Source organism: Variovorax sp. UC74_104, assembly GCF_044055375.1.
Taxonomy (GTDB): Bacteria; Pseudomonadota; Gammaproteobacteria; order Burkholderiales; family Burkholderiaceae_C; genus Variovorax.
The window spans coordinates 4,233,820-4,255,518 of the sequence record NZ_CP171978.1; the positions used below are offsets into that span (position 1 = coordinate 4,233,820).

Below are 21,699 nucleotides of genomic sequence, written 5' to 3' on the forward strand. Positions count from 1 at the left end.
GCCTGTCAGGCACCGGTCATTTGTCGAAAACCAGCCATCCGCCGAACGGCATCTCGCCGGCGGGCCAGTCGCCAGCACTCGCCGGGCAGCGGATGCCGCGCCGCAGCAAGGTCACCGCGCGCAGCACGCCGGCATGCGTGACCCAGAGCGTGTCGCGGCCCTGCGCCCGCCATTCGTCGTGCGCCTGCGCGATGCGCGACATGAAGGCACGCACGCTCTCGCCGTGCACGCCGGCCTGCAGGTCGGCGAAGTCGGCGGTCCAGGCATCGAAGTCTTCGCGGGGAACGCTGGCCCAGGGCCTGCCCTCCCAGGCGCCGAAATCCATCTCGGCCAGCCGCGCGTCGCGTTGCACCGTCAGGTCGGGGCGCAGCACGACGATGGCCTCTGCCAGTGCGACGCAGCGCTTCAGCGGCGAACTGCACAACACGATGCCCGCCGGCAGCAGCGGCGCGATCCGCCCGGCGGCGGCCAGCGTGGCGTCCGCATGGGCTTCGAGGTCCGTCGCCCCGTAGCAGAGGCCGGGTTCGGCCACCACCGGGGCGTGACGCTGGAGCCAGAGCATGCTCATGCGTGCCAGGCCAGCGCGAGGTAGATCGCGAGCTCGCAGACCTGCTGCGTCGCGCCCAGCCCGTCGCCGGTGAAGCCCTGCAGCCTGCGCAGGAAGAGGCGCGCCATCCAGCCCGCGGCGAGAACAGCCGCGAGCACGGCAGCCGCGACGTGGACCGCGTCGTGCGCCTGCAGAAGCAACACCACGGCAGGCGCCGTCCACACGATGGCGATGATCAGCGCCCCCCGGCTGATCGCATCCGCGAGCGGCTTGGCCTTGCTCGCGCCGCTGTCGCCCACATAGGGCAGCCAGCGGATCAGGAACAGCGGCATCAGCCGCGACAGCACATGCGCGCCCACGATGGCGATCGCCGCCGCCTGCAGCCCCTGCCCCACCAGTGCGGCGAGCAGCGCGAACTTGAGTCCGAGCGCCAGCACCAGCGCCACGGCACCGAAGGCGCCGATGCGCGAGTCCTTCATGATCTCCAGCGCCCGCTCGCGGCTGGCCGAGCCGCCCAGGCCGTCGGCCACGTCGGCCAGCCCGTCTTCATGGAAGGCGCCGGTCAGCATCACGGTGGCGACAGTGCTCAGCACGGCCGCCGCCAGCGCGCCGCCGACGCCGGGCAGCCCGATGGCCACGCCCGTGAACACCAGCGCCGCCAACCCGCCCGCCAGCCACCCGATGCCGGGCAGGTGCGCCGCGCTCGCGCGCAGCATCTGCGGGCTGAAGCCCACCCATTCGGCCAGTCGTCCCGTCACCGGCACACGGGTGAAGAACTGCAGCGCGAGCAGGAAATGGCGAATGCCGCTCATGCGTCCTTGCGCGACACGCCGGCCGACTCGAAGCTGGCCATCTCGCGCAGGATGCGACAGGCCGATTCGAGCAGCGGCCAGGCCAGCGCGCCGCCCGATCCCTCGCCGAGCCGCAGGTCGAGCTGCAGCAGCGGATCGAGCCCCAGCCGCTCCAGCATCAGCGCATGTCCCGGCTCGGCCGAGCGGTGCGCCGCCACGCAGCGCTGCACCACGTGAGGCTGCAGCGCCTGCGCCACCAGCACTGCCGCGCTGGCGATGTAGCCGTCGACCACGATCACCCGCCGCTCCGCGGCCGCCTGCAGCACCGCGCCGACAAGCGTTGCCAGCTCGAATCCGCCGAAGGCTGCCAGCGCATCGAGCGGCGCGGTGGCGCCGGCGTGCAGCGCCAGCACCTGCCGCAGCACCTCACGCTTGCGCGCCAGCCCGGCCGCGTCCAGCCCGGTGCCGATGCCGATGCAGGCGTCGATGTCCAGCCCGCCCAGCCGCGAGAGCAGCAGCGCGGCCGACGAGCTGTTGCCGATGCCCATCTCGCCGAGCAGCAGCGCGTTGCCCGGCAGCGCCTTCACGACTTCGCGCCCGTTGGCTATTGCCTGGGCGCACTGCTCGGCGGTCATGGCCGGCCCTGCGGAAGCGTCGGCCGTGCCGGCGGCGATGCGGCGCGACACCAGCCCGGGGCGGGGCTGGAAGTCTTGCCGCACGCCGCAGTCGACCACGGTGAGCGCCAGCCCGTGCTGGCGCGCGAGCACGCTCACGGCCGCACCTCCGGCCAGGAAGTTCTCGACCATCTGCCAGGTCACCTCGCTCGGGTAGGCCGAGACGCCGCGCGCCGCCAGGCCGTGGTCGCCGGCGCAGACCAGCATCTGCGGGGCCTCCAGCACCGGCTTGTCGGTGTCGAGGATGCTGCCGATGCGCAGCGCCAGCGCCTCCAGCCGGCCTAGCGCACCGAGCGGCTTGGTCTTGTTGTCGAGCGCACTTTGCAGGCGGGCGGCGAGCGCGGCGTCGGAGATGTCGGTGATGGTGGGAACGAGGTCGGTCATGCAATCAGTCCGGCGAGAACACCGGGTTCGAAATGGGTGTCGATGAAATCGGCCAGGCCGTCGAAGGTGGATTCCAGCGTGGGCGCCGAGGCGCCGAAGAGCGCGTGCAGCGCGCCCGGGTCCTCGAACAGGCCGTGAAGATAGATGCCGAGCACGTTGCCCTGCGAGTTCTGCCAAGCCAGCCCGTCGGGCATGACCGACCGGCCGGCCTGCGCCATCTGCGGATGCTCGGCGGTCTGGCCGTGATGGATCTCGTAGCCGGCAACGGGCACGCCGGACAGCGCGGCCCAGGCGCCGGTCAGCTCGCCGAACCCGACCGTGCGATGCCGCACCGTCTTCTCGCGCTCGAACACCGTCACCAGCGGCAGCAGGCCCAGGCCCGGCGCATTGCCGTCGATGCCGTGCGGATCGACCAGAGCCTCGCCCAGCATCTGCAGGCCGCCGCAGATGCCCAGCACCGCACCGCCGCGTTCGGCATGCGCTGCCACCGCGCGGTCCAGCCCTTGGGCGCGCAGCCAGGCCAGGTCGCCGCTGGTGTGCTTGGAGCCGGGCAGCACGATCCAGTCGGCCGCGGCCACGTCGGCGGGCGTGCGCGCCCAGACCAGCCGCACGCCGGGCACGTTCTTGAGCGCCTGGAATTCGTCGAGGTTGCTGATGCGCGGATAGGCCACGACGGCCACCGTGCGCGTGACGGTGCCGCTGGCGCGGCTGCGGTCGTCGAACACGCCGTCTTCCTCGGGCAGGCCGTGCTGCCACCACATGGGCAGCGTCGCCACCGTGGGCACGCCGGTCAGCTCCTGCAGCTGCTGCGGGGCCGGCGCGAGCAGCGAGGCGTCGCCGCGGAACTTGTTGAGCACGAAGCCGCGCAGCAGCGCCCGGTCGGCCTCGGGCAGCAGCGCCCAGGTGCCGTAGAGGTGGGCGAAGGCGCCGCCGCGGTCGATGTCGGTCGCCAGCAGGCAGCGCGCCTGCGCGTGGCGGGCGATGCGCATGTTGACGATGTCGCTGGCCATCAGGTTGATCTCGGCCGGCGAGCCGGCGCCTTCGATCACGACCACGTCGTTTTCGGCGCGCAACTCGTCGAGCGCCTGCGCGATCTGCGGCCAGACGCGCTCGCTGCGGCCGCGCCAGGGCAAGGCCGAGAGCGCCTCGCTCACCTGCCCCATCAGCACCACCTGGCTGTGGGTGTCGCGCTCGGGCTTGAGCAGCAGCGGGTTCATGCGCACCTCGGGCAGCGCATTCGCGGCCAGGGCCTGGAAATACTGGGCGCTGCCGATCTCGCCGCCATCGACCACGCGGGCGTTGTTGCTCATGTTCTGCGCCTTGAATGGGGCCACCTTCAGGCCCCGGCGGGCATACCAGCGGCACAGCGCGGTGGCCAGCCAGCTCTTGCCGGCGCCGCTGGTGGTGCCCAGGACCATGACGCAGCGCGCCGGCCCGCTATTCGCCTTTGAACTCATCGGCGGATTGTCGTTGAGCGCCGCGCCTCCCTCGCCGGACCGCGACATCTTTCACACTCCGGCGCTGCAAGCGGGGCCGGTGAATCCAGGCGGCACTTTCCCGCGTACACCCGGGCGGCGCACACTGTCGCAAAAACGCACCCAGGGAATCCATGCCAGCCTTGAACGATTTGGCGCTGACCGTCGAGGAACCCGAGCCGGGCCAGTTCTTCTGGACCCTGCTAGAGGCCCACCACGGCGACGCAAGCACCGAGACCCTCGACTACCGGGTCTTTCGGCGAGCGCCCAGGGCGCAGGCCAGCTATTCCAACGCCATGGCCATGGGCGTTCTTGAACTCAAAAAAATAAGCGCCGCCACAGACACAGCCGGCGAAACCGACTGAACCTGTGACGGCGCAAGACCGCCTTGCGGCGTTCAGGCTGTCAATCTTTTCCGCTGCGTCGACCGCGCCTCAGCGCGCGGCCACGGTCGTCCGTGCGGCACCGGCCGCAGCCACGGGCGCCGGCACTTCCCAGCCCCCGCCGATGGCGCGGATCAGCCCCACGGCCGCCTGGTATTGCGCCGACTTCACCTGCAGCGCCTGGCGACGGTTGCGCAGTTCGCTGCGGCGGGCGTCGAGCAGGTCGAGCTGGCTGATGTAGCCGTTGCGGTAGCGCGTATCCGACAGGCTGGTTGCGCGCGCCGCCGAGGTGACGGCCTGCGCCTGCACCACCGACTGCTCCTGCAGCGTGCGGATGGCGGCCAGCTGGTCTTCGACCTCCTGGAAGGCCACCAGCACCTGGGTGCGGTAGCTTGCGAGCGCGCCGTCGAGCTGGGCATTGGCGCCCTGCACGCCGGCTTCGCGGCGGCCGCCGTCGAAGATCGGCAGCGACAGCAGTGCGCCCACGCCCCACGAGCGGGCCGACCACTTGAAGAGGTCGCCGATCTCGGGCGAGGCGTAGCCGGCGGCGCCGGTCAGCGAGATGTTCGGGAACCACGCGGCCTGTGCCACGCCCACGCGGGCCTGCGCGGCCAGCACGGCGCTCTGCGCGGCCGACACGTCGGGCCGGCGCGTGAGCACCGTGCCCGGCACGCCCGCCGGGATCGAAGGCAGCGCCGTCGTCCAGTCGTCGGAGCGCAGGCCGAAGCTGGAAGCCGAATCGCCCACCAGCACCGCGAGCGCATGCTCTACCTGGGCACGCTGGCGGTCGAGCGCGAGCGCATCAGATTCAGTGGACGACACCTCGGTCTGCACGCGCGCCACGTCGAGCTCGGCGATGTCGCCGGCCTGCTCGCGGCGCTGCGACAGGCGCAGCGTGTCGCGGTAGGCCTCGACCTGCTCGCGCACCAGCACGCGTTCGGCATCCAGCGCGCGCAGCTGCAGGTAGGTCTGTGCCACCTCGGCCTGCACCGCCAGGCGCGTGCTCTGCAGCAGCGCCTCGCGGCCGGCTGCGTCGAGATTGGCCGCGTTGCTCGCGCCCGAGAGCCGCCCGAACAGGTCGACCTCGTACGAGAAGGTGGCGCCGATGTTGGTCATGGTGGCCGGCCGGGTGCTGGCAGTGGCCTTGTCCAGGCCCGCACCGCGGTTGGCACCGGCGCCCAGGCCGATCTGCGGCAGGCGGTCGGCGTTGGCGCTGCGCGCCAGCGCGCGGGCTTCGGCCAGCCGCGCCGCCGCGGCCTGGATGTTGCCGTTGTTGACGTCGGCCTTCTCGACCAGCGCGTTCAGCACCGGATCGTTGAACACCAGCCACCAGGCGCCGCGCGACTGCGCCTCGGAAGGCACGGCACGCGTGAAGCCGGCGGGCGGCGTGGGCCCCTGTTCCTTGAACTGGGCCGTGGTCGTGATCTCGGGCAGGCCCGAGGGCACGGTGGCACAGCCGGCCAGCACCAGGGCCGCCATCAGAGGCAGCAAGGCGGTCCGGACGGGCTTCACCAAGGGTTGTACTGAGAATTTCATGATCAGCTTTCTTCTTCTCGATCGATCAGTCATGCGAGCCGTGCGAGGGGCGCGGCGACGCAGGCACCGGGTGCAGTCCGCCGCCGCCCGAGCCGCCGTGCGATGCAGGCGCCACGGGATGCTCGGCCGACACGAAGTCGTCGCCGTGCGGAACCTGGCCGTGCAGCTTGAGCGGCCGGTTGCCCGCGAGGCGGCGCAGCAGCACGTAGAACACCGGCGTCAGGAACAGGCCGAAGGCCGTCACGCCGATCATCCCGGCGAACACCGCCACGCCCATGGCCTTGCGCATCTCCGAGCCCGCGCCGGTGGACAGCACGAGGGGCAGCACGCCCATCACGAAGGCCAGCGAGGTCATGAGAATCGGGCGCAGGCGCAGGCGGCTGGCTTCGATGGCCGCCTGAACGGGCGTGCGGCCGGCAAATTCGAGCTCCCGTGCGAACTCCACGATGAGAATCGCGTTCTTCGCACTCAACCCGACAAGCACGATCAGCCCGATCTGCGTGAAGACGTTGTTGTCACCCCCCGATATCCATACGCCGGTCATCGCGGCCAGGATGCCCATCGGCACGATCAGGATGATCGCGATCGGCAGCGTCAGGCTCTCGTACTGGGCAGCCAGCACCAGGAACACCAGCAGGATGGCCAGCGGGAACACCAGGAAGGCGGAGTTGCCGGCCAGGATCTCCTGGTAGGTCAGCTCGGTCCATTCGAAGGTCACGCCCTTGGGCAGCGTCTCGGCCGCGATCTTCACGATCGCGTCCTGCGCCTGGCCCGAGGAATAGCCCGGCGCCGGGCCGCCGTTGATGTCGGCGGCGAGGTAGCCGTTGTAGCGCATGGCGCGTTCGGGGCCGAAGGTCGAATTCACCTTCATCAGCGCCGACAGCGGCACCATCTCGCCCGAGCTCGAGCGCACCTTCAGCAGGCCCACGTCCTCGGCACGGGCGCGGTAAGGCGCATCGGCCTGGACGCGCACGGAGTACGTGCGGCCGAACTTGTTGAAGTCGTTCGCATACAGGCTGCCGAGGTAGATCTGCATGGTGTCGAAGATGTCCGTCACCGGCACGCCGAGCTGGCGGGCCTTGGTGCGGTCGATGTCGGCATACAGCTGCGGCACGTTGACCTGCCAGCTGGTGAACATGCCGGCCAGCTCGGGCGCCTGGTAGGCCTTGGCCATGAAGGCCTTCACCGCCGCGTCCATCTGGTCGTAGCCCACCGAGCCGCGGTCTTCCAGCTGCAGCTTGAAGCCACCCGTGGTGCCCAGGCCCGCCACCGGCGGCGGCGGGAACATCACGATGAAGGCGTCCTGGATGCCGGCGAAGGCACCGTTGAGCTGTCCGGCCACCGCGCCGCCGCTCTGGTCGGCGCGCTTGCGCTGGTCGAAGGGCTTGAGCGTGGCGAACACGATGCCCGAGTTGGAGCTGTTGGTGAAGCCGTTGATCGACAGGCCCGGGAAGGCGATGGCGTCTTCCACGTTCGGGTTCTTCTTCATGATCTCGCCCATGCGCTGGATCACCTCGTCGGTGCGGTCCAGCGTGGCGCCGTCGGGCAGTTGGGCGAAGCCGATGAGGTACTGCTTGTCCTGCGCCGGCACGAAGCCGCTGGGCACCGCCTTGAACAGGCCGAAGGTCACGCCGATCAGCGCGAGGTAGATCGCCAGCATCAGCGCCTTGCGCGAGATGACGCGCTTGACGCCGCCGCTGTAGGCCTCGGAGCCACGGTGGAAGAAGCGGTTGAAGCCGCGGAACAGCCAGCCGAAGACGCGGTCCATGCCGCGCGTCAGCGCGTCCTTGGGAGCATCGTGGCCGCGCAGCAGCAAGGCAGCGAGCGCGGGCGACAGCGTCAGCGAGTTGATGGCCGAGATCACCGTCGAGATCGCGATGGTCACCGCGAACTGGCGGTAGAACTGGCCCGTGAGGCCGCTGATGAAGGCCAGCGGCACAAACACGGCCACCAGCACCAGCGCGATGGCGATGATCGGGCCCGACACTTCGCGCATCGCGCGGTAGGTGGCTTCACGCGGCGTGAGCCCCGCCTCGATGTTGCGCTCGACGTTCTCCACCACCACGATGGCGTCGTCCACCACGATGCCGATGGCCAGCACCAGCCCGAACAGGCTCAGCGCGTTGATCGAGAAACCGAGCACGTGCAGCACCGCGAAGGTACCGATCACCGACACCGGCACGGCCAGCAGCGGAATGATGGAAGCGCGCCAGGTCTGCAGGAACAGGATCACGACCAGCACCACCAGCATGATGGCTTCGAGCAGCGTGTGGATCACCGATTCGATGGACGCACGCACGAACTGCGTCGGGTCGTAGGCAATGCGGTATTCCAGGCCCTCGGGCATGTTCTTGTTGAGCTCGGCCATCGTCTTGCGCACGTTGGCAGAGATGTCGAGCGCGTTGGAGCCCGGCGCCTGGAACACGCCCATGCCGACGGCCGGGTCGTTATTCAGCAGCGAGCGCAGCGAGTAGTCGGCGGCGCCCATCTCCAGGCGGCCGATGTCGCGAAGACGCGTGACGGCGCCGTCGGTGCCGCTCTTGACGATGATGTCGCCGAACTCTTCCTCGCTCTGCAGGCGGCCCTGCGCATTGATCGACAGCTGCATGTCCACGCCCGACAGGCCCGGCGAAGCGCCGACCACGCCGGCCGCGGCCTGCACGTTCTGGCCGCGGATGGCGGCCACCACGTCGGAAGCCGACAGGCCGCGCTGCGCGACCTTCTGCGGGTCGAGCCACACGCGCATGGAGTAGTCGCCGCCGCCGAAGATCTGGACCTGGCCCACGCCTTCGATGCGCGCCAGCGGGTCCTTCACGTTCAGCACCGCGTAGTTGCGCAGGTAGTTGATGTCGTAGCGGTTGTTCGGCGAGACGAGGTGGACCACCATCGTCAGGTCGGGCGCGCTCTTGACGGTCGTGATGCCGAGCCGGCGCACTTCCTCGGGCAGACGCGGCTCGGCTTGCGAGACGCGGTTCTGCACGAGCTGCTGCGCCTTGTCGGGATCGGTGCCCAGGCGGAAGGTGACGGTGAGCGTCAGCACGCCGTCGGTGGTCGCCTGGCTGCCCATGTAGAGCATGCCTTCGACGCCGTTGATCTGTTCTTCCAGCGGGGTGGCCACCGTTTCGGCGATCACCTTGGGATTGGCACCGGGGTACTGGGCGCGCACCACCACCGAAGGCGGCGCGACTTCCGGGTACTCCGAGATCGGCAGACCGCGCAACGCGATCAGGCCCGCTATCAGCATCAGGAGCGACAGCACGCCGGCAAAGATCGGCCGGTCGATGAAGAATTTTGAGAGATTCATGTTGGTTCTCCGGCGGGCGCAGATGCGCCCTCCTCCGAAATCAGGACTTGGCCGCCTCGGCGACGCGTTCCGGTTGTTGTTGCTTGGAGTCCGCCTTGGCGTCCATCGTCACTTGCTGCGGCGCCACCAGCGCACCCGGGCGGATGTGCTGCAGGCCATTGACGATCACGCGATCGCCCGCCTTCAGGCCCTTGCTCACGACGCGCAGGCCGTTGACCGAGGCGCCCAGCGTCACTTCGCGGTAGGCGGCCTTGCTGTCCTCGCCCACGACCATCACGAACTTCTTGTTCTGGTCGGTGCCGATGGCACGTTCGCTGACCAGCAGCGCGGTGTCGTTGCGGGCCTGGCCCATGCGGATGCGGGCGAACTGGCCGGGGATCAGGGCGCCGTCCTTGTTGTCGAAGGAAGCACGGACACGCACGGTGCCGCTGCGGGCGTCGACCTGGTTGTCGATCAGCTGCAGCTTGCCGGTGAAGGGCGTGCCGTCCATGCCGGCGGTGCCCATCTGCACAGGAATGCTCTCGATCTGGCCGCGGGCGCTGGAGCCGCTGGGCAGTTCCTTCAGCGCGCGGGTGATGACTTGTTCGTCAGCGTCGAAGCTCGCGTAGATCGGGCTCACCGACACCAGCGTGGTCAGCACCGGGGCGCCCGGGCCGGCCGCCACCAGGTTGCCCACCGTCACCTCGATGCGCCCGATACGGCCCGACACCGGTGCGCGCACCTGGGTGTAGCCCAGGTTCAGGCGCGCCGACTGCAACGAGGCCTGGGCCGCACGCAGGTTGGCTTCGGCTTCGCGGCCGGCGTTCACGCGCTCGTCGTACTCGCGCTGGGCGATGGCCTTGTCGTCCCACAGGCGCTTGGCACGCTCCTGCTCGCTGCGGCTGAAGGACTGGCGGGCCTGCGCGGAAGCCACCTGCGCCTCGGCGCGCTCGACCTCGGCCGCGTACGGCGCGGGGTCGATGGTGACCAGCAGGTCGCCCTGCTTCACCAGCGCGCCTTCGCGGAAGTGCACCGCCTGCACGGCGCCCGCGACGCGGGAGCGCACATCGACGCGCTGGACGGCTTCGAGCCGGCCCGAGAACTCGTCCCAGGCGTTGATCTCGCTCGAGGCCACGGTGGCGACCGACACCGGCGTGGCCTGGGGCGCCGCCGGCGCGTTGTTGGCTTCGGCCTTGAAGCTGTACATGCCGACCACCGCGGCAGCCACTGCCAGCAATGCGGTGAGGCCGGTCACGGCGGGCCAGAGGCCCTTGCGGGCGGCGGAAGACAGCTTTTTCTCGTTGTTCGACATGATGATGAGTCCTTCTCGATGACTTTGGGATGCAACAAGCCACCCCGGCGCTTTTGGCACCAGGAGGCGGGATTTCAGGGAAAAAGGGGCCCCGGCACGCGGCCGCGCTGGCAGCGTGTCGATCAGGCAGCCGGTGACCGGCGGGAACTAGCTGGGGTGATCAGCCGTCGCGGGCGGCGGCGTGGTCGCGCTGAAGAACTCGCGGAAGTGCTGCTGCACCGCCGCTTCGCAGGCCACACAGCCCGTGTTCTCGGTGTCGTACAGCGCCTTGGGCCAGTTCGAGGCGCTGGGCAGCACGCTGCTCGTGACCTCGATACCGGCCGCGCGCAGGCGGCCCGCGAAGGTCAGCGCCTCGTCGCGCATCGCGTCGTCCGCGCCCACCAGCACCAGGGCCGGGGCCAGCGACGACAGCCGCAGCGAGCCGCTGGGCACCGCATAGGGGTGCATGGCGTTCGAGGGGCAGCTCAGGTACTTCTCCCAGCCGCTGGCCCAGCGGCACTCGGCCGCGTCGCTGGTGGCATTGCGCAGCGAGGCGGTGCCGGCGCAGGGGTCGAGCATGGGCGACAGCAGGATCTGGCCCGCGAGCGGCGGATGGGCCCGGTCGCGGGCGATCAGCGCCACCGCGGCCGCCAGGTTGCCGCCGGCTTCCTCGCCGGCCAGGTAGACCTGGGAGCCCTTGCCGCCGAGCTTGGTGCGCTGCTTGTAGAGCCATTCGAGTGCGGCATAGCCCACTTCGATGGGCTCCGGGAACGGCGACTGCGGCGCCAGCGGATAGGCCAGCGAAACCACCACCGCGCCCGCGCCGGCCAGCAGCCGCGCCACGTTGCGGCCGTTGTCCAGGTCGCCGCAGACGAAGGTGCCGCCGTGGAAATGCAGCACCAGCGGCGCCACCTCGCCCTTGGCGCGCTGGCCGTACACGCGCGCTCCCACCGGTTCGCGGCCGGGCAGCTCGATCGACAGATCGGCTTCCACGCCTTGCGCCGCAGCACGGGCGGCGGCTTCGGCGGAGCGGGACGATGGAACGGGTGACATGGGCGACCTCGGGGATTTGGGCGATGGTTGAAATATAAGTCGCCCGATGCGGCGTTAAACAGGAAACATGCCCCCACTCTGTTTCCAAACCGACAACAATCAGGGCGCTCCGCAAAGGTTGGACGGCTTGTGTGAGAATCCGCGTCCCCCGGTGTGGGCCGGGTACCAAGAACAGGCATTCAATGGATCAGATCCAGGCCATGCGGATCTTCGTCCGCGTCGTGGAAGCCGGCACTTTCACCCGGGCGGCAGACTCGCTCGCCCTGCCCAAGGGCACAGTCACCAAGCAGATCCAGGCGCTGGAATCGCGCCTGCGCGTGAAGCTGCTCAACCGCACCACGCGCCGCGTCACGGTCACGCCCGACGGCGCCGCCTACTTCGAGCGGGCCGCCCGCCTGCTCAACGACTTCGACGACATGGAAGCCAGCATGACGAATGCGCAGGCCAACCCCACGGGGCGGCTGCGCATCGACGTCGGCACCTCGGTGGCCAGGCTGATCATCCTGCCCGCGCTGGCCGGCTTCTGCGACCGCTACCCCGACATCCAGGTCGACCTGGGCGTGAGCGACCGCACCATCGACCTGATCAGCGACAACGTCGACTGCGTGATCCGCGCGGGCGAGCTCAGCGACCAGTCGCTGGTCGCGCGGCGCATCGGCACGCTGGACTTCGTCACCGTGGCGTCGCCGGCCTATGTCAAGCGCTACGGCATGCCGCAGCACCCGAACGACATCGAGAAGCGCCACCACGTGGTGAGCTATTTCTCGGGCACCACCCGGCGCGTGTACCCGCACGAGTTCAGGAAGGGCGACGAGCATATCGAGCTGAACGGCCCCTACCGCGTGGCGGTGAACGAGAGCAACGCCCACATCACGGCGGTACAGGGCGGTTTCGGCATCTCGCAGTGCATCACCTTCATGGCCGAGCCGCTGATCGAGAGCGGCGAGCTGATCCAGCTGTTGCCCGACTGGCACCGCGACCCACTGCCGATCCACGTGGTGTACCCGCCCAACCGCCACCTGAGCGCCAAGGTGCGCGCCTTCGTGGACTGGGCCGCCGAGCTCTTCGCGAAGAACCCGAGGCTCCAGCGGCGCTGATCGCGCCGAGCCCCCAACAAACAATTCGTGCCGGCGCCCTAAATTCTGGCCGTCCGATGCCGTTATTCAGTTCAGCCCGATACCGGAAAGCCGCTGCGTTTTCCGGTTGAACGCGCGTACCGCGGCCTCGACCCAGGCCGTTCAGGGGCCCGGGAGGAGCCCTGGCACGCGTCCGCTAGAACATACGAACCGGCAAGCTCATGGATAAAGACCCGTCGAACGGCAAGGCCGAAGCGCCCGATCAGCCGCACGCAACGCCAGACGAACGCGCAAGCGAAGAATTCGGCCGCCGCGCGCCGGTGGAAATCGGCGTTCATTTGCGCAACCTCGCCAGCCGCCGCGACAACCTCACCGTCCAGTACGCGGGCGGCCATCTGGTGACGCAGTTGCTCGACGTGGACATGCGCAGCCGCGTCTTCACCTTCGACTGGGGTGCGTCGCCCGAGCAGAACCGGGCCCTGCTGGCGGCGCCGCGCTGCCATTTCGAGGCCCAGCAGGACGGCGTGCGCGTCGAGTTCTCCATCGCCTCGCCGCGCGAGACCCGGTACGAGGGCCTGCCGGCCTTCGAAGCCGACTTTCCCGAGGTGCTCGTCTACCTGCAGCGGCGCGAGTACTTCCGCGTGGACGCGCCGATCGCCGATTCGTACACCTGCTCGGGCACCCTGCCCCAGGGCGATGCGTTTTCCTTCGAGGTGCAGGACCTGTCGCTCGGCGGCGTCGGCCTTCGCACCCGCGACGAACGCGCGGCCGCGCTGCCGGTAGGCACCTTCCTGAGGGACTGCGAACTGTCGCTGGGCGCGCTCGGGCGCCTTACGCTCGACCTGGAACTGGTGTCTCTGCGCTCCGGCCTGCAGCCCAACGGCACGCCGCGCTACCAGCTGGGTTTCCGCTTCCTGGCGCTGCCGCCGGGCGCGGAAAGCGCGCTGCAGCGCCTGGTCACCCGGCTGGAGATGAAGAGCCGCTCGCTGGTCGGTTGAACCCGCCCGGCCGGCTCAGAACACCGGCTCGCAGCGTACCTCGGTCTTGACCGAGTTGGCGATGAAGCATTCCTCGTGCGCCCGGTGGTGCATCTGCTCGATCTGCTCGCGCGTGGGCAGGTTCCCGCCAGAGAAACTCACCTGCGGCCGCAGCGTGACCACCGTCATCGCCATCTTTCCGTCGGCGTTCTTCTCCATCACGCCGACGGCCGCATCGAAATACCGGTCGACCACGAACTTGCGTTTCACCGCCATCGTGAGGAACCACAGCATGTGGCAGTTCGACAGCGAGGCCACGAACATTTCCTCGGGGTCGACGGCCGAGGCGTCGGACATCGGCAGCGGCACCACGTGCGGCGAGGAGGACGCGGCCACTTCGGCGCCGCCATCGAAGCGCAGCGTATGCCGCCGGCTGTAGGTGTTCGCGAGAAAGTCCTGCTCGCCACGCAGCCAGAGGACTTCCGCTGTGTACTGGGCCATGTGATTCGTCTCCGGCACGGTTTGCGGGAGTGCGATTCTGCGCCAGGCAGGCTGCGCGGTCTTCAGAGATCGATCCGGTAGCGGTACTTCGTCAGGCTGCCCTGGCTCGGCAGGGTGATGAAGGTCTCGACCAGCACACCGCCGTTAGCCGCGATCACCTTCTGCGAGGCGAAGTTGTCGGGGCTGGTGGTGATTTCCACGTGCTTGAGCCCCTCGCCCGCGGCCAGCTTCAGCATCGAGCCCAACGCGCGCGTCGCGTAGCCCTTGCGCTGCTTCCAGGGCACCACGTTGTAGCCGATGTGGCCCAGGCAATAGAGCGGCAGGGCGTCGGTGCCGGGCTGCCAGCGCAGGTCGATGCTGCCGCAGAACTCGCCGTCCCACATCCAGCACTTGTAGCTCGGCAGCCGCCGCACCTTGGAGCCGTCGGGCATGACGATGCGCCCTCCCCTGGCCTCGCGGTCCACGAGGCTGGCCAGGAAGCGCTCGGGGTCGGCCTTGATGGCGGCGCGCTCCTCCGCGCCCGACTCGGGCCGCGTCTCGTCGCGCGCCCAGCCGCGGTTCAGCGCCGAGACGTAGCTCGGCAGGTAAGCCTTCGCGGGCCAGACGAGCTCCATCGGGCGCGACCCCGGCGCGGGCTTCGCCATCCTGCCTAGGCTCCCATCAGCCTGACGATCAGCGGCACCAGCAGCGCCGTGGCGATGCCGTTCAGCCCCATGGCCAGCGCCGAGAACGCGCCCGCCGTCTCGTTCACCTGGATGGCGCGCGCCGTGCCGATGCCGTGCGCCGCCATGCCGACCGCGAAGCCACGCACCGCCGGCTCCCTGATGCGCAGCAGGTTCAGCAGGCCGGTGGCCATGATCGCGCCCGAAATGCCCGCGACAGCCGCCGCCACCGCCGCCAGCGAGGGCAGCCCACCGATCTTCTCGGCCACGCCCATCGCGATGGGCATGGTGGCCGACTTGGGCGCGAGCGACATCATCAGCTCGTGCGAGCCGCCCAGCACCCAGGCGATGCCCACGGCCGAGACGATGGCCGCGACCGAACCCACGATCAGCGCCACGCCGATGGGCAGCCACAGCCGGCGCAGCCGGTCGATCTGCCCGTACAGCGGCACGGCCAGCGCCACCGTGGCGGGGCCGATCAGGAAGTGCACGAACTTCGCGCCCTCGAAATACGTGTCGTAGGGCGTGCGCGTGAGCAGCAGCACGGTGACGATCACGATCACCGAGATCAGCACCGGGTTGACCATCGGATTGCGCCCGCTGCGCGTGTGCAGCCACAGCGCACCCAGGTACGCCAGCAGCGTGAGCGACAGCCACAGCAGCGGCGACTGGGCCAGGAACACCCAGATCTCGAAGAGCTTCGCGGGCGCGGTCATCTACTGGGCGTCCTTGCCGGTGATGCGGATCATCCAGCGGAAGGTGAGCGCGGTGACCGTCATCGTGAAGGCGGCCCCCACGATGCCGGCCGCGAGGAACGGCAGCCACTCGCGCCCCACCCGCTCGAAATGCAGCATCACGCCCGCCACCGCCGGAATGAACAGCAGCATCAGGTTGCGCAGCAGATGGCCCGAGGTGTCGGTCAGCACCTGCGGCACGCTGCCGCGCACCAGCAGGCCGATGAACAGGAAGACCATGCCGATCAGCGGACCGGGAACGGGCAGCCCCAGCCACTGCACGAGCAGTTCGCCGGCAAGCTGGCAGAGGAAAAGCGTGGTGATGGCGTAGAGCATCTGTTTCTTCCGTACTTGGGTTTCTGGCTGGTCTGGGCGTTCAGGCGTTCAGGCGGTGCCTGTCCAGGCCTGCTTCAGCGCCTGCTGGCTGGCCGGCGGCAGCACGCCCATGCGCACATGGCCCGGCAGGCCGAAGGAGGCGCAGTCGCGCAGTTTGATGCCCGAAGCGCGCAGCGCGGCGGCCACATCGGGATACGGCCGGTCGGTGCGGGCGCAGAAGAAATTGGCATCGCCCGGGAGGCACTGCCAGCCGAGCGATTCGCACATCGCGCGTTGGCTGGCTTTCCAGTCCCTCAGCGTCTGGAGGCTTTGCGCAAGCCAGCGCTGCGCCTCTTCGCCGGTCCAGGTTTCCAGCAGCGCCACGCCGTGGGTGCCCAGCGGCCAGGACGGGGCCAGCCCTTCGATGCGCGCCGTGAACAGCCCGTCGACGTTCTCGGGTGCGATCGCGTAGGCGGCGCGGATGCCCGTCAGGCCCATCGCCTTGTTCGGCGTCCACAGCTGCCAGACGCGGCCGAGCTGCGCGGCATCGAGCGACGGCCGGCCTTCGAGGCGCAGCGGCTCGTAGGCCAGGTCGAGCACGCAGGTGCCGCTGGCGCTCGTCGCGTGCAACGGCAGATCGGCCTGCAGTTGTCCCAGCGGACTCGACGGTTCGCAGCACCATCGCAGCGCGGCATCGGCATGCGGCTGCGGCGCGCGCAGCACCCGCAGGCCCCAGGCTTGCGCAGCGCGTTCGTAGTCGCCGTAGCTATGCGGCGGCAGCCAGACCTGCCCGCCGCCGCCCTGCGCCACGGCGGCGCTAATGCGGTGAATGAACTCGCTCGCGCTGGCCGCGACCACGATGCGATCGGCCGCCACGCCATGAAAGGCCGCAAGCCGGCCGCGCAGCGCGGTGTAGTGCGGGTCCGGGTAGTGGGCCGCGTCGGCATTGCGCAGCGCCGACACGGCGGCCGGGCACGAGCCCACCGCGTTGCCGTTGGTCGAGAAGTCGTGCGGCGCCACACCAGCCGCGTCGGGGCCGCCATGAACCACCGGGCTCATGCCATCCTCCAGCCAGAGACAGCCACGACGGCCATCGTCGCGACCAAGCCCAGCGCCAATGCGGCCCGCCCGCCGAGTTGCGCGGTGCGCTGCATGTCGTCGGCGGAAGGCGCGCGGCCTTCCGCGTTCAGCGCATACACGCCCGGCTTCGCGAGCCGCACACCGAGCAGCAAGGCCACCGTCGCCATCGGCCAGCCGCTGTTGGGCGACGGCGTGCGGCGGGCTTCTTCAGACAGCCCCGAAGGCCAGCGCCATGCCGCCAGTGCGAGCAACGCCACGGTGATGCGCGCCGGGATCCACGAGAGCACGTCGTCCGCACGCGCGGCCCATTTGCCGAACCAGGTCCAGTCGCGGCTGTTGCGCTCGCCACGATAGCCCCACATCGCATCGGCGGTGTTGGCGAAGCGGTAGAGCGCCGCGCCCGGCAGGCCCAGCAGCACGAACCAGAAGACGGGCGCGACGAGCGAATCGTTGAGGTTCTCGGCGAGCGATTCGATGGCGCTCTCGCGCACCTCGCGCTCGCTGAGCCGGTTCACGTCGCGGCTGACAAGGCGCGCCAGCTGCTGGCGCCCGGCGTCGAGCGAAACGCCCAGCGCCGCCTCGACCGCGAGCACCTCGTCGCGCAACATGCGCCAGGCGAAGAGAGGCTTGAGCAGCAGGCCTATCACCAGCGCCACCGCCCAGGCCGGCAGATGCAGCATCGCCAGCGTCTGCAGGACCATCGCAACGCCCCAGACGCACATCGCCCCCACGCACCACACCAGCGCGCCGCAGAAGAACATCGGCAGATCGACCGCTTTCGCCCGATGTGCGCGCGGCGCGATGCGCGACCCCATGCCCAGATAGCGCCCCATCCACACCACCGGATGCAGCGCCGCGGGCGGCTCGCCCAGCCAGCGATCGACAGCCAGCGCGATCCACAGCGCGGCGGCGAAGGCGATGGCGTATTCGGAACTCGGCAAGGGCATGGGAGCCGCCATTCTCGCGAATCAGGCGGCGGCCCGGCCCCGGCGCCATTGCATCGCCGCGCCGAATGCGAGGAGCAGCGCGGCGCCCAGCGCCATCCACAGCCGCAGGACGGTGGCTTCGCCGGTCTTGTGAGGCGGTGTTTCCGTTGGCGTCGGTTCCAGCTTCAGGCCGCTGACGGGCTGCGGGCCGTCAGTAGCGGGAACGGGAGCAGGTTCAGGAATCGCGGACGGTGCGGCGGCCCGCACGACCACAGGCGTGACCGCCGGAGCCGGCCTGGGCGAGGAAGCTGGAACCGGCGACAGCTCGGCCTGCACAAATCGCTGCACGCCGACATTGCGCTCGCGCAGGCCCGTCGCGCGTACCGCCTGCGCATAGGCCCGGGCCAGCTCGCGCCGGGTCGCGGCATCGGGCTTCCAGTAGTCCAGCCGCACCGCGTCGAGCATGCGCTCCAGCGTCTGCGCGAAGGCCGCGCGGTTGTCGCCTTCCAGCCATTCGCGCGTGCCCAGCCTGTAGCGGTCGCGCACGTACACGTCGTGCAGCGACTGCCACTGGTCCTGCCGCACCGCCTGCGGCGCGGTCACCTGCCAGCCCCAGAGGAACTGCGCGGTCTTCAGCACCTGCAGCGTGCCGCTGTAGCCCTCGGCCTTCTGGGCCTCGATCCACTGCGGGTGCAGGTAGCGCGTCTGCATCTCGCGCGCGATGGCGCCTGCGGCGGTGTCGGTGCGCACCGCGCTACCGTCGCGCAGGTTCTGCACGTACAGCGCCGGGTCCTTGCCCGTGAGATGCCGCACCGCCTGCGCGATGCCGCCGAGGTACTGGAACGGATCGTCGTTGGTCAGCACGCCGTACAGGTTGGAGCTGCGCGCCATCAGCGCCGCATCGACCTGCGCGAGGTTGCCGGCGTAGGCGCCGGGCCGCGCGGCGCCGTCGAGGCCCTTGCCGTAGGCGTGACCCATACGGTCCATGTAGAGGCCGGCCATCTGCGCGTCGCCGCCGCCGCGCTGCTGGCTCTTCCATACGTCGCTCGCGAGCGCGGCTTCCTCGAGCCCGGCGCCGTAGCTGCCCTGCTCGTTCGAGAACACGCGGGCCGTCGACCAGCGCTGCGCCTCGTCCGCAGTCGAGCCTTCCGAGCGAAGCCTGCGCGCCATGGCCTCGCTGTTGCGCGCCACCGCATTGCCAGGTTCGCGCAGCGCCGCCAACTGCTGCACCGCCTCGTCGAGCCAGCGCATCACGGCCGGGAACTGGTCGCGATAGGAGCCGGTGACGCTGACCAGCACGTCGATGCGCTGCCGCTTCAGCTGCGAGGCGGGAATGACCTCGATGCCCGCCATGCGACCGCCCTCGTCCCAGCGCGGCTTCACGCCCATGGCGTAGAAGGCCTGGCTTTCCAGCACGCCCTGGTGGCGCGAGGCCTCGCCGGCCCAGAGGGTGAAGGCGATCTTCTCGGGCGGCTTGCCGGTATGGGTCTTCGCGTGCTGCGCGATCCAGGCCTCCATGGCGGCCACGCCCGTCTCCCAGGCCGCGCGGGTGGGCACGCGGCTCGGGTCGAAGCCGTAGAGGTTGCGCCCGGTCGGCAGGCTGTCGGGGTTGCGCACCGGGTCGCCGCCGTAGCTCGACTTGAGATAGCGGCCGTCGAGCGCGGTCAGCAGCCCCTCGATTTCCTCGTTGTGCGCGAGCACGTCGTCGAGCTTGCGGGCGCGCGCGGCCAGTTCCAGCAGCTTCTGCCGGTCGGCGGGCGTCTTGCCCATGACGCTCGCGCCCTGCGCGTCGGCGAGCGCCTGTTCGACCCAGCGCGCGGGGCGCGAGGCGGCGACGCCCTTCGCATCGATCAGGAAGGCCTCGTCGATGTCTTCGCCCAGCACCTCGACCAAGGGCTTGCCGAGGATCTGCAGGATGGTCATGCGCCTGCGCTGCGCGTCGGGCGCCTGTCCGAAGGTCGCGAGGCCCAGCGGCTGCGCGGTCTGCGCAAGCTCGTCGAGGTATGGATGCAGCACCGCGATGAAGCCGGCGAAGTCGGCGCGGATGCGCGCGGGCGTCCAGCCTAGGTCGCGGTCGTAGCGGTGCTCGGCGAACTCGGCCGTGAGCTGCTTCTCCAGCGCGGTCTTCACGGGGCCGGGCGAGAGCGTCTCCCACTCGTGCATTCGCTCGTGCATCTCCTGCACGCCGGGGCGGAAGCCGGCGGGCGCGAACAGCGGCGTCGAATGGCTCACCATGGTCGCGCGGCCGCGCCGCTTGGCGGTGGTGGCCTCGCCGAGGTTGTCCATGATGTACGGGTAGACGTTGGGCAGGTCGCCGAGCGCGAGCAGCGGATCGTCCTGCACCGAGAGCCCGCGCTCCTTGCCCGCCGACCACTCGACCGTGCCGTGCGTGCCCACGTGCACGACGGCACTGGCGCCGAAGCGCTTGCGCAGCCAGAGGTAGGTCGCGAGGTAGCCGTGGCTCAGCGGAACGGCCGAGCGGTGATAGACCTGCTCGGCCTTGCCCGCCACCTGCGTGCCAGGCTCGAAGCGAGGCGGCTGCCGCAGCACGACCACGTTGCCGAAGGGCACGCGCGGGATCACGAAGGAAGGCTGGCCTGCCACGGTGCGCAGCATGGTCGACTTCTCGGGCGCTCCCCAGTAGCTTTCGATGCGCCGCTGCGTCTCCTGCGGCAGCGCGCGGAACCATGCGAGGTAGTCCGCAAGCGGCAGCGTGTCGGCCAGATCCTTGTCGAGCAGCGGCTGCAGCTCGTCGCCCTGGCCTGTCGGGTAGTAGGCCCGCATCGTCGCCTGCACCTGCGCGATGAGCGCGTCGGTGCCCGGCACTTCGGCCGCATAGCCGGCCGACTTCATCGCCGCCAGCATGTTGCTCACGCTGCGCGGCACGTTGAGGAACGAGGCGCCGAAGTTGGCCTCGCCCGGTGGGTAGTTGTAGACCAGCATCGCCACGCGCCGCTCGGCCGGCGGCGTGCGCTGCAAGCGCAGCAGCGCTGCGGCCTTGGCGGCCACGGCGTCGATCTGCGCGGGCAGCGGCTGCAGCGTGCCTGTGGACGCGTCGCGGGCGCTCACGAGCATCGGATCGGTCATGCCGGCCAACTCGCTGGGGCTGTAGTAGGCGGCGATGTCGGTCTGCGCAAGGCCGTCCTTGCTGTTCGCCCATTGCGCGGCGTCCATCGCCAGCGAGGGCAGCGTCTGCAGCACCGGCACGCCGATGCGCTCCAGCTCGGCCTTGCGCTCGTTGGGGCTGAAGACCAGCGAGGCATTGACGATGGTGTCGGCCACGCGGCGTTCACCCTCGTGTGTCATGCGGAAGAACAGGTCCTTCTGCTGGCGCGGGCCGTAGAAGGCATAGGCGCGCAGCCCGCGGGCTTCCAGCGACGCGATGAGCGCATCGAGCCAGGCCGTGTCGTCACCCGCCAGCGTGGCGCTATTGACGGCGATGGCGACCGTGCCGCTGCCCGGCAGCCTCTCGACGGCTGCCACGTCCGTTTCGACGCGCGGCCAGCCGGGGTGGTAGATGCCGGTAAGCGGCAGCGGCAAAGGCGCCGGCAGCCCATCGAGACTGCCCGGCTGCCGAAGCGCCTTCATCGACGCGCCCAGGTTGGCCGCGCCTGGAAAGCGCCAGAACTCGCGCAGCCGCTGGGCCCATGCGGCATCGACGCCGCGCTCCGCCGCCAGCGGCGCCGCGGCGGTCGTCTGGCCCTTGGCCACAAGCGCGAATTCGCCGACCAGCACATAGGGCACCGTGCCGCGCGATATGGCGTCGCCGAACCGCGCGGCGGCCGCCTGTGCCACGCTGATGTGCGGCGCATCGATCACGAGCAGGCTTGCCCCGTCGATGGCGGCGGCCAGCGCCTCGGGCGAGTCCTGCGAAGCCGACAGCACCTGCAGCGACACCCCCGCCTCGCGCGCCGCTGCCTGCAGCCGCACCACGCGCGCCGGCGACACCAGCGAGGTGCTCAGCACGACGACGCGATCCGCTCCTTGCGGCTGCGCATGCGCCGGGAGGAG

The 21,699-nt window shown here is 70.0% G+C and carries 18 protein-coding genes; 3 read left to right on the plus strand and 15 right to left on the minus strand.

The features are described from left to right. Positions 1 to 16: 16 nt before the first annotated feature. The 4 genes from ACHMXA_RS19890 to ACHMXA_RS19905 are packed head-to-tail and all read right to left on the minus strand — an operon-like array spanning position 17 to position 3,853. On the minus strand, positions 17 to 568 hold the full coding sequence (locus ACHMXA_RS19890; protein WP_176664319.1) for a histidine phosphatase family protein: 552 nt from the start codon (positions 566 to 568) through the stop codon (positions 17 to 19). Beyond that, a complete protein-coding gene (locus ACHMXA_RS19895; RefSeq protein WP_176664320.1) occupies positions 565 to 1,359 on the minus strand; it encodes an adenosylcobinamide-GDP ribazoletransferase in 795 nt (264 codons plus the stop codon). The genes ACHMXA_RS19890 and ACHMXA_RS19895 overlap by 4 nt, the downstream gene beginning before the upstream one ends. Then, positions 1,356 to 2,396 carry a nicotinate-nucleotide--dimethylbenzimidazole phosphoribosyltransferase gene (gene cobT, locus ACHMXA_RS19900; RefSeq protein ID WP_176664321.1) on the minus strand — a complete coding sequence of 347 codons (1,041 nt, stop codon included), beginning with the start codon at positions 2,394 to 2,396 and terminating at the stop codon, positions 1,356 to 1,358. Before cobT ends, ACHMXA_RS19895 begins: the two co-directional genes overlap by 4 nt. Further along, positions 2,393 to 3,853 carry a cobyric acid synthase gene (locus ACHMXA_RS19905; protein ID WP_176664322.1) on the minus strand — a complete coding sequence of 487 codons (1,461 nt, stop codon included), beginning with the start codon at positions 3,851 to 3,853 and terminating at the stop codon, positions 2,393 to 2,395. The genes cobT and ACHMXA_RS19905 overlap by 4 nt, the downstream gene beginning before the upstream one ends. 152 nt (positions 3,854 to 4,005) lie before the next feature. Between ACHMXA_RS19905 and ACHMXA_RS19910 the strand changes: the two genes are divergently transcribed. Further along, positions 4,006 to 4,236: a hypothetical protein gene (locus ACHMXA_RS19910; RefSeq protein ID WP_176664323.1), complete on the plus strand. Its 231-nt coding sequence runs from the start codon at positions 4,006 to 4,008 to the stop codon at positions 4,234 to 4,236. 69 nt (positions 4,237 to 4,305) lie between these two features. Here the strand turns inward: ACHMXA_RS19910 and ACHMXA_RS19915 are convergent, their stop codons facing one another. From ACHMXA_RS19915 to ACHMXA_RS19930, 4 genes are all read right to left on the minus strand, one after another. Further along, positions 4,306 to 5,790: an efflux transporter outer membrane subunit gene (locus ACHMXA_RS19915; protein ID WP_176664324.1), complete on the minus strand. Its 1,485-nt coding sequence runs from the start codon at positions 5,788 to 5,790 to the stop codon at positions 4,306 to 4,308. A 25-nt stretch (positions 5,791 to 5,815) separates the two neighbouring features. Then, positions 5,816 to 9,094, minus strand: coding sequence for an efflux RND transporter permease subunit (locus ACHMXA_RS19920; protein WP_176664325.1), 3,279 nt, complete (start codon positions 9,092 to 9,094; stop codon positions 5,816 to 5,818). A gap of 40 nt (positions 9,095 to 9,134) precedes the next feature. Further along, the gene (locus ACHMXA_RS19925; protein WP_176664326.1) at positions 9,135 to 10,385 is read right to left on the minus strand and encodes an efflux RND transporter periplasmic adaptor subunit; all 1,251 of its coding nucleotides are present in this window, start codon (positions 10,383 to 10,385) and stop codon (positions 9,135 to 9,137) included. 147 nt (positions 10,386 to 10,532) lie between these two features. Further along, entirely contained in the window at positions 10,533 to 11,417 is an 885-nt protein-coding gene (locus tag ACHMXA_RS19930; RefSeq protein ID WP_176664327.1) for an alpha/beta hydrolase, read from the minus strand. 182 nt (positions 11,418 to 11,599) lie between these two features. Between ACHMXA_RS19930 and ACHMXA_RS19935 the strand changes: the two genes are divergently transcribed. Both ACHMXA_RS19935 and ACHMXA_RS19940 read left to right on the plus strand, forming a co-directional pair. Beyond that, positions 11,600 to 12,514, plus strand: a complete 915-nt coding sequence (locus ACHMXA_RS19935; protein WP_176664328.1) for a LysR family transcriptional regulator — start codon at positions 11,600 to 11,602, stop codon at positions 12,512 to 12,514. 200 nt (positions 12,515 to 12,714) lie between these two features. Then, positions 12,715 to 13,491, plus strand: a complete 777-nt coding sequence (locus tag ACHMXA_RS19940) for a flagellar brake protein (RefSeq protein ID WP_395316258.1) — start codon at positions 12,715 to 12,717, stop codon at positions 13,489 to 13,491. A 15-nt stretch (positions 13,492 to 13,506) separates the two neighbouring features. Here the strand turns inward: ACHMXA_RS19940 and ACHMXA_RS19945 are convergent, their stop codons facing one another. The 7 genes from ACHMXA_RS19945 to cobN all read right to left on the minus strand — a co-directional run bounded on the left by ACHMXA_RS19945 (position 13,507) and on the right by cobN (position 21,654). Then, entirely contained in the window at positions 13,507 to 13,971 is a 465-nt protein-coding gene (locus ACHMXA_RS19945; protein ID WP_395316259.1) for an OsmC family protein, read from the minus strand. Positions 13,972 to 14,033: 62 nt separating this feature from the next. Continuing rightward, a complete protein-coding gene (locus ACHMXA_RS19950) occupies positions 14,034 to 14,585 on the minus strand; it encodes a GNAT family N-acetyltransferase (protein ID WP_395316260.1) in 552 nt (183 codons plus the stop codon). Between the two features lie 35 nt (positions 14,586 to 14,620). Continuing rightward, on the minus strand, positions 14,621 to 15,349 hold the full coding sequence (locus ACHMXA_RS19955; RefSeq protein ID WP_395316261.1) for an LrgB family protein: 729 nt from the start codon (positions 15,347 to 15,349) through the stop codon (positions 14,621 to 14,623). After that, positions 15,350 to 15,703: a CidA/LrgA family protein gene (locus ACHMXA_RS19960; protein WP_395316262.1), complete on the minus strand. Its 354-nt coding sequence runs from the start codon at positions 15,701 to 15,703 to the stop codon at positions 15,350 to 15,352. It lies immediately after the preceding gene. A gap of 48 nt (positions 15,704 to 15,751) precedes the next feature. Then, positions 15,752 to 16,741, minus strand: a complete 990-nt coding sequence (locus ACHMXA_RS19965; RefSeq protein WP_395316263.1) for an aminotransferase class I/II-fold pyridoxal phosphate-dependent enzyme — start codon at positions 16,739 to 16,741, stop codon at positions 15,752 to 15,754. Beyond that, positions 16,738 to 17,709, minus strand: a complete 972-nt coding sequence (gene cbiB / locus ACHMXA_RS19970) for an adenosylcobinamide-phosphate synthase CbiB (protein WP_395316264.1) — start codon at positions 17,707 to 17,709, stop codon at positions 16,738 to 16,740. The genes ACHMXA_RS19965 and cbiB overlap by 4 nt, the downstream gene beginning before the upstream one ends. A gap of 21 nt (positions 17,710 to 17,730) precedes the next feature. Beyond that, positions 17,731 to 21,654, minus strand: a complete 3,924-nt coding sequence (gene cobN, locus ACHMXA_RS19975) for a cobaltochelatase subunit CobN (RefSeq protein ID WP_395316265.1) — start codon at positions 21,652 to 21,654, stop codon at positions 17,731 to 17,733. Positions 21,655 to 21,699 lie beyond the last annotated feature (45 nt).

What these genes read in the sequence shown, in the direction of transcription:
- ACHMXA_RS19890 (WP_176664319.1), bottom strand. Translation starts at nt 568, where the DNA reads ATGAGCATGCTCTGGCTCCAGCGTCACGCCCCGGTGGTGGCCGAACCC.
- ACHMXA_RS19895 (WP_176664320.1), bottom strand. Translation starts at nt 1,359, where the DNA reads ATGAGCGGCATTCGCCATTTCCTGCTCGCGCTGCAGTTCTTCACCCGT.
- cobT (WP_176664321.1), bottom strand. Translation starts at nt 2,396, where the DNA reads ATGACCGACCTCGTTCCCACCATCACCGACATCTCCGACGCCGCGCTC.
- ACHMXA_RS19905 (WP_176664322.1), bottom strand. Translation starts at nt 3,853, where the DNA reads ATGAGTTCAAAGGCGAATAGCGGGCCGGCGCGCTGCGTCATGGTCCTG.
- ACHMXA_RS19910 (WP_176664323.1), top strand. Translation starts at nt 4,006, where the DNA reads ATGCCAGCCTTGAACGATTTGGCGCTGACCGTCGAGGAACCCGAGCCG.
- ACHMXA_RS19915 (WP_176664324.1), bottom strand. Translation starts at nt 5,790, where the DNA reads ATGAAATTCTCAGTACAACCCTTGGTGAAGCCCGTCCGGACCGCCTTG.
- ACHMXA_RS19920 (WP_176664325.1), bottom strand. Translation starts at nt 9,094, where the DNA reads ATGAATCTCTCAAAATTCTTCATCGACCGGCCGATCTTTGCCGGCGTG.
- ACHMXA_RS19925 (WP_176664326.1), bottom strand. Translation starts at nt 10,385, where the DNA reads ATGTCGAACAACGAGAAAAAGCTGTCTTCCGCCGCCCGCAAGGGCCTC.
- ACHMXA_RS19930 (WP_176664327.1), bottom strand. Translation starts at nt 11,417, where the DNA reads ATGTCACCCGTTCCATCGTCCCGCTCCGCCGAAGCCGCCGCCCGTGCT.
- ACHMXA_RS19935 (WP_176664328.1), top strand. Translation starts at nt 11,600, where the DNA reads ATGGATCAGATCCAGGCCATGCGGATCTTCGTCCGCGTCGTGGAAGCC.
- ACHMXA_RS19940 (WP_395316258.1), top strand. Translation starts at nt 12,715, where the DNA reads ATGGATAAAGACCCGTCGAACGGCAAGGCCGAAGCGCCCGATCAGCCG.
- ACHMXA_RS19945 (WP_395316259.1), bottom strand. Translation starts at nt 13,971, where the DNA reads ATGGCCCAGTACACAGCGGAAGTCCTCTGGCTGCGTGGCGAGCAGGAC.
- ACHMXA_RS19950 (WP_395316260.1), bottom strand. Translation starts at nt 14,585, where the DNA reads ATGGAGCTCGTCTGGCCCGCGAAGGCTTACCTGCCGAGCTACGTCTCG.
- ACHMXA_RS19955 (WP_395316261.1), bottom strand. Translation starts at nt 15,349, where the DNA reads ATGACCGCGCCCGCGAAGCTCTTCGAGATCTGGGTGTTCCTGGCCCAG.
- ACHMXA_RS19960 (WP_395316262.1), bottom strand. Translation starts at nt 15,703, where the DNA reads ATGCTCTACGCCATCACCACGCTTTTCCTCTGCCAGCTTGCCGGCGAA.
- ACHMXA_RS19965 (WP_395316263.1), bottom strand. Translation starts at nt 16,741, where the DNA reads ATGAGCCCGGTGGTTCATGGCGGCCCCGACGCGGCTGGTGTGGCGCCG.
- cbiB (WP_395316264.1), bottom strand. Translation starts at nt 17,709, where the DNA reads ATGCCCTTGCCGAGTTCCGAATACGCCATCGCCTTCGCCGCCGCGCTG.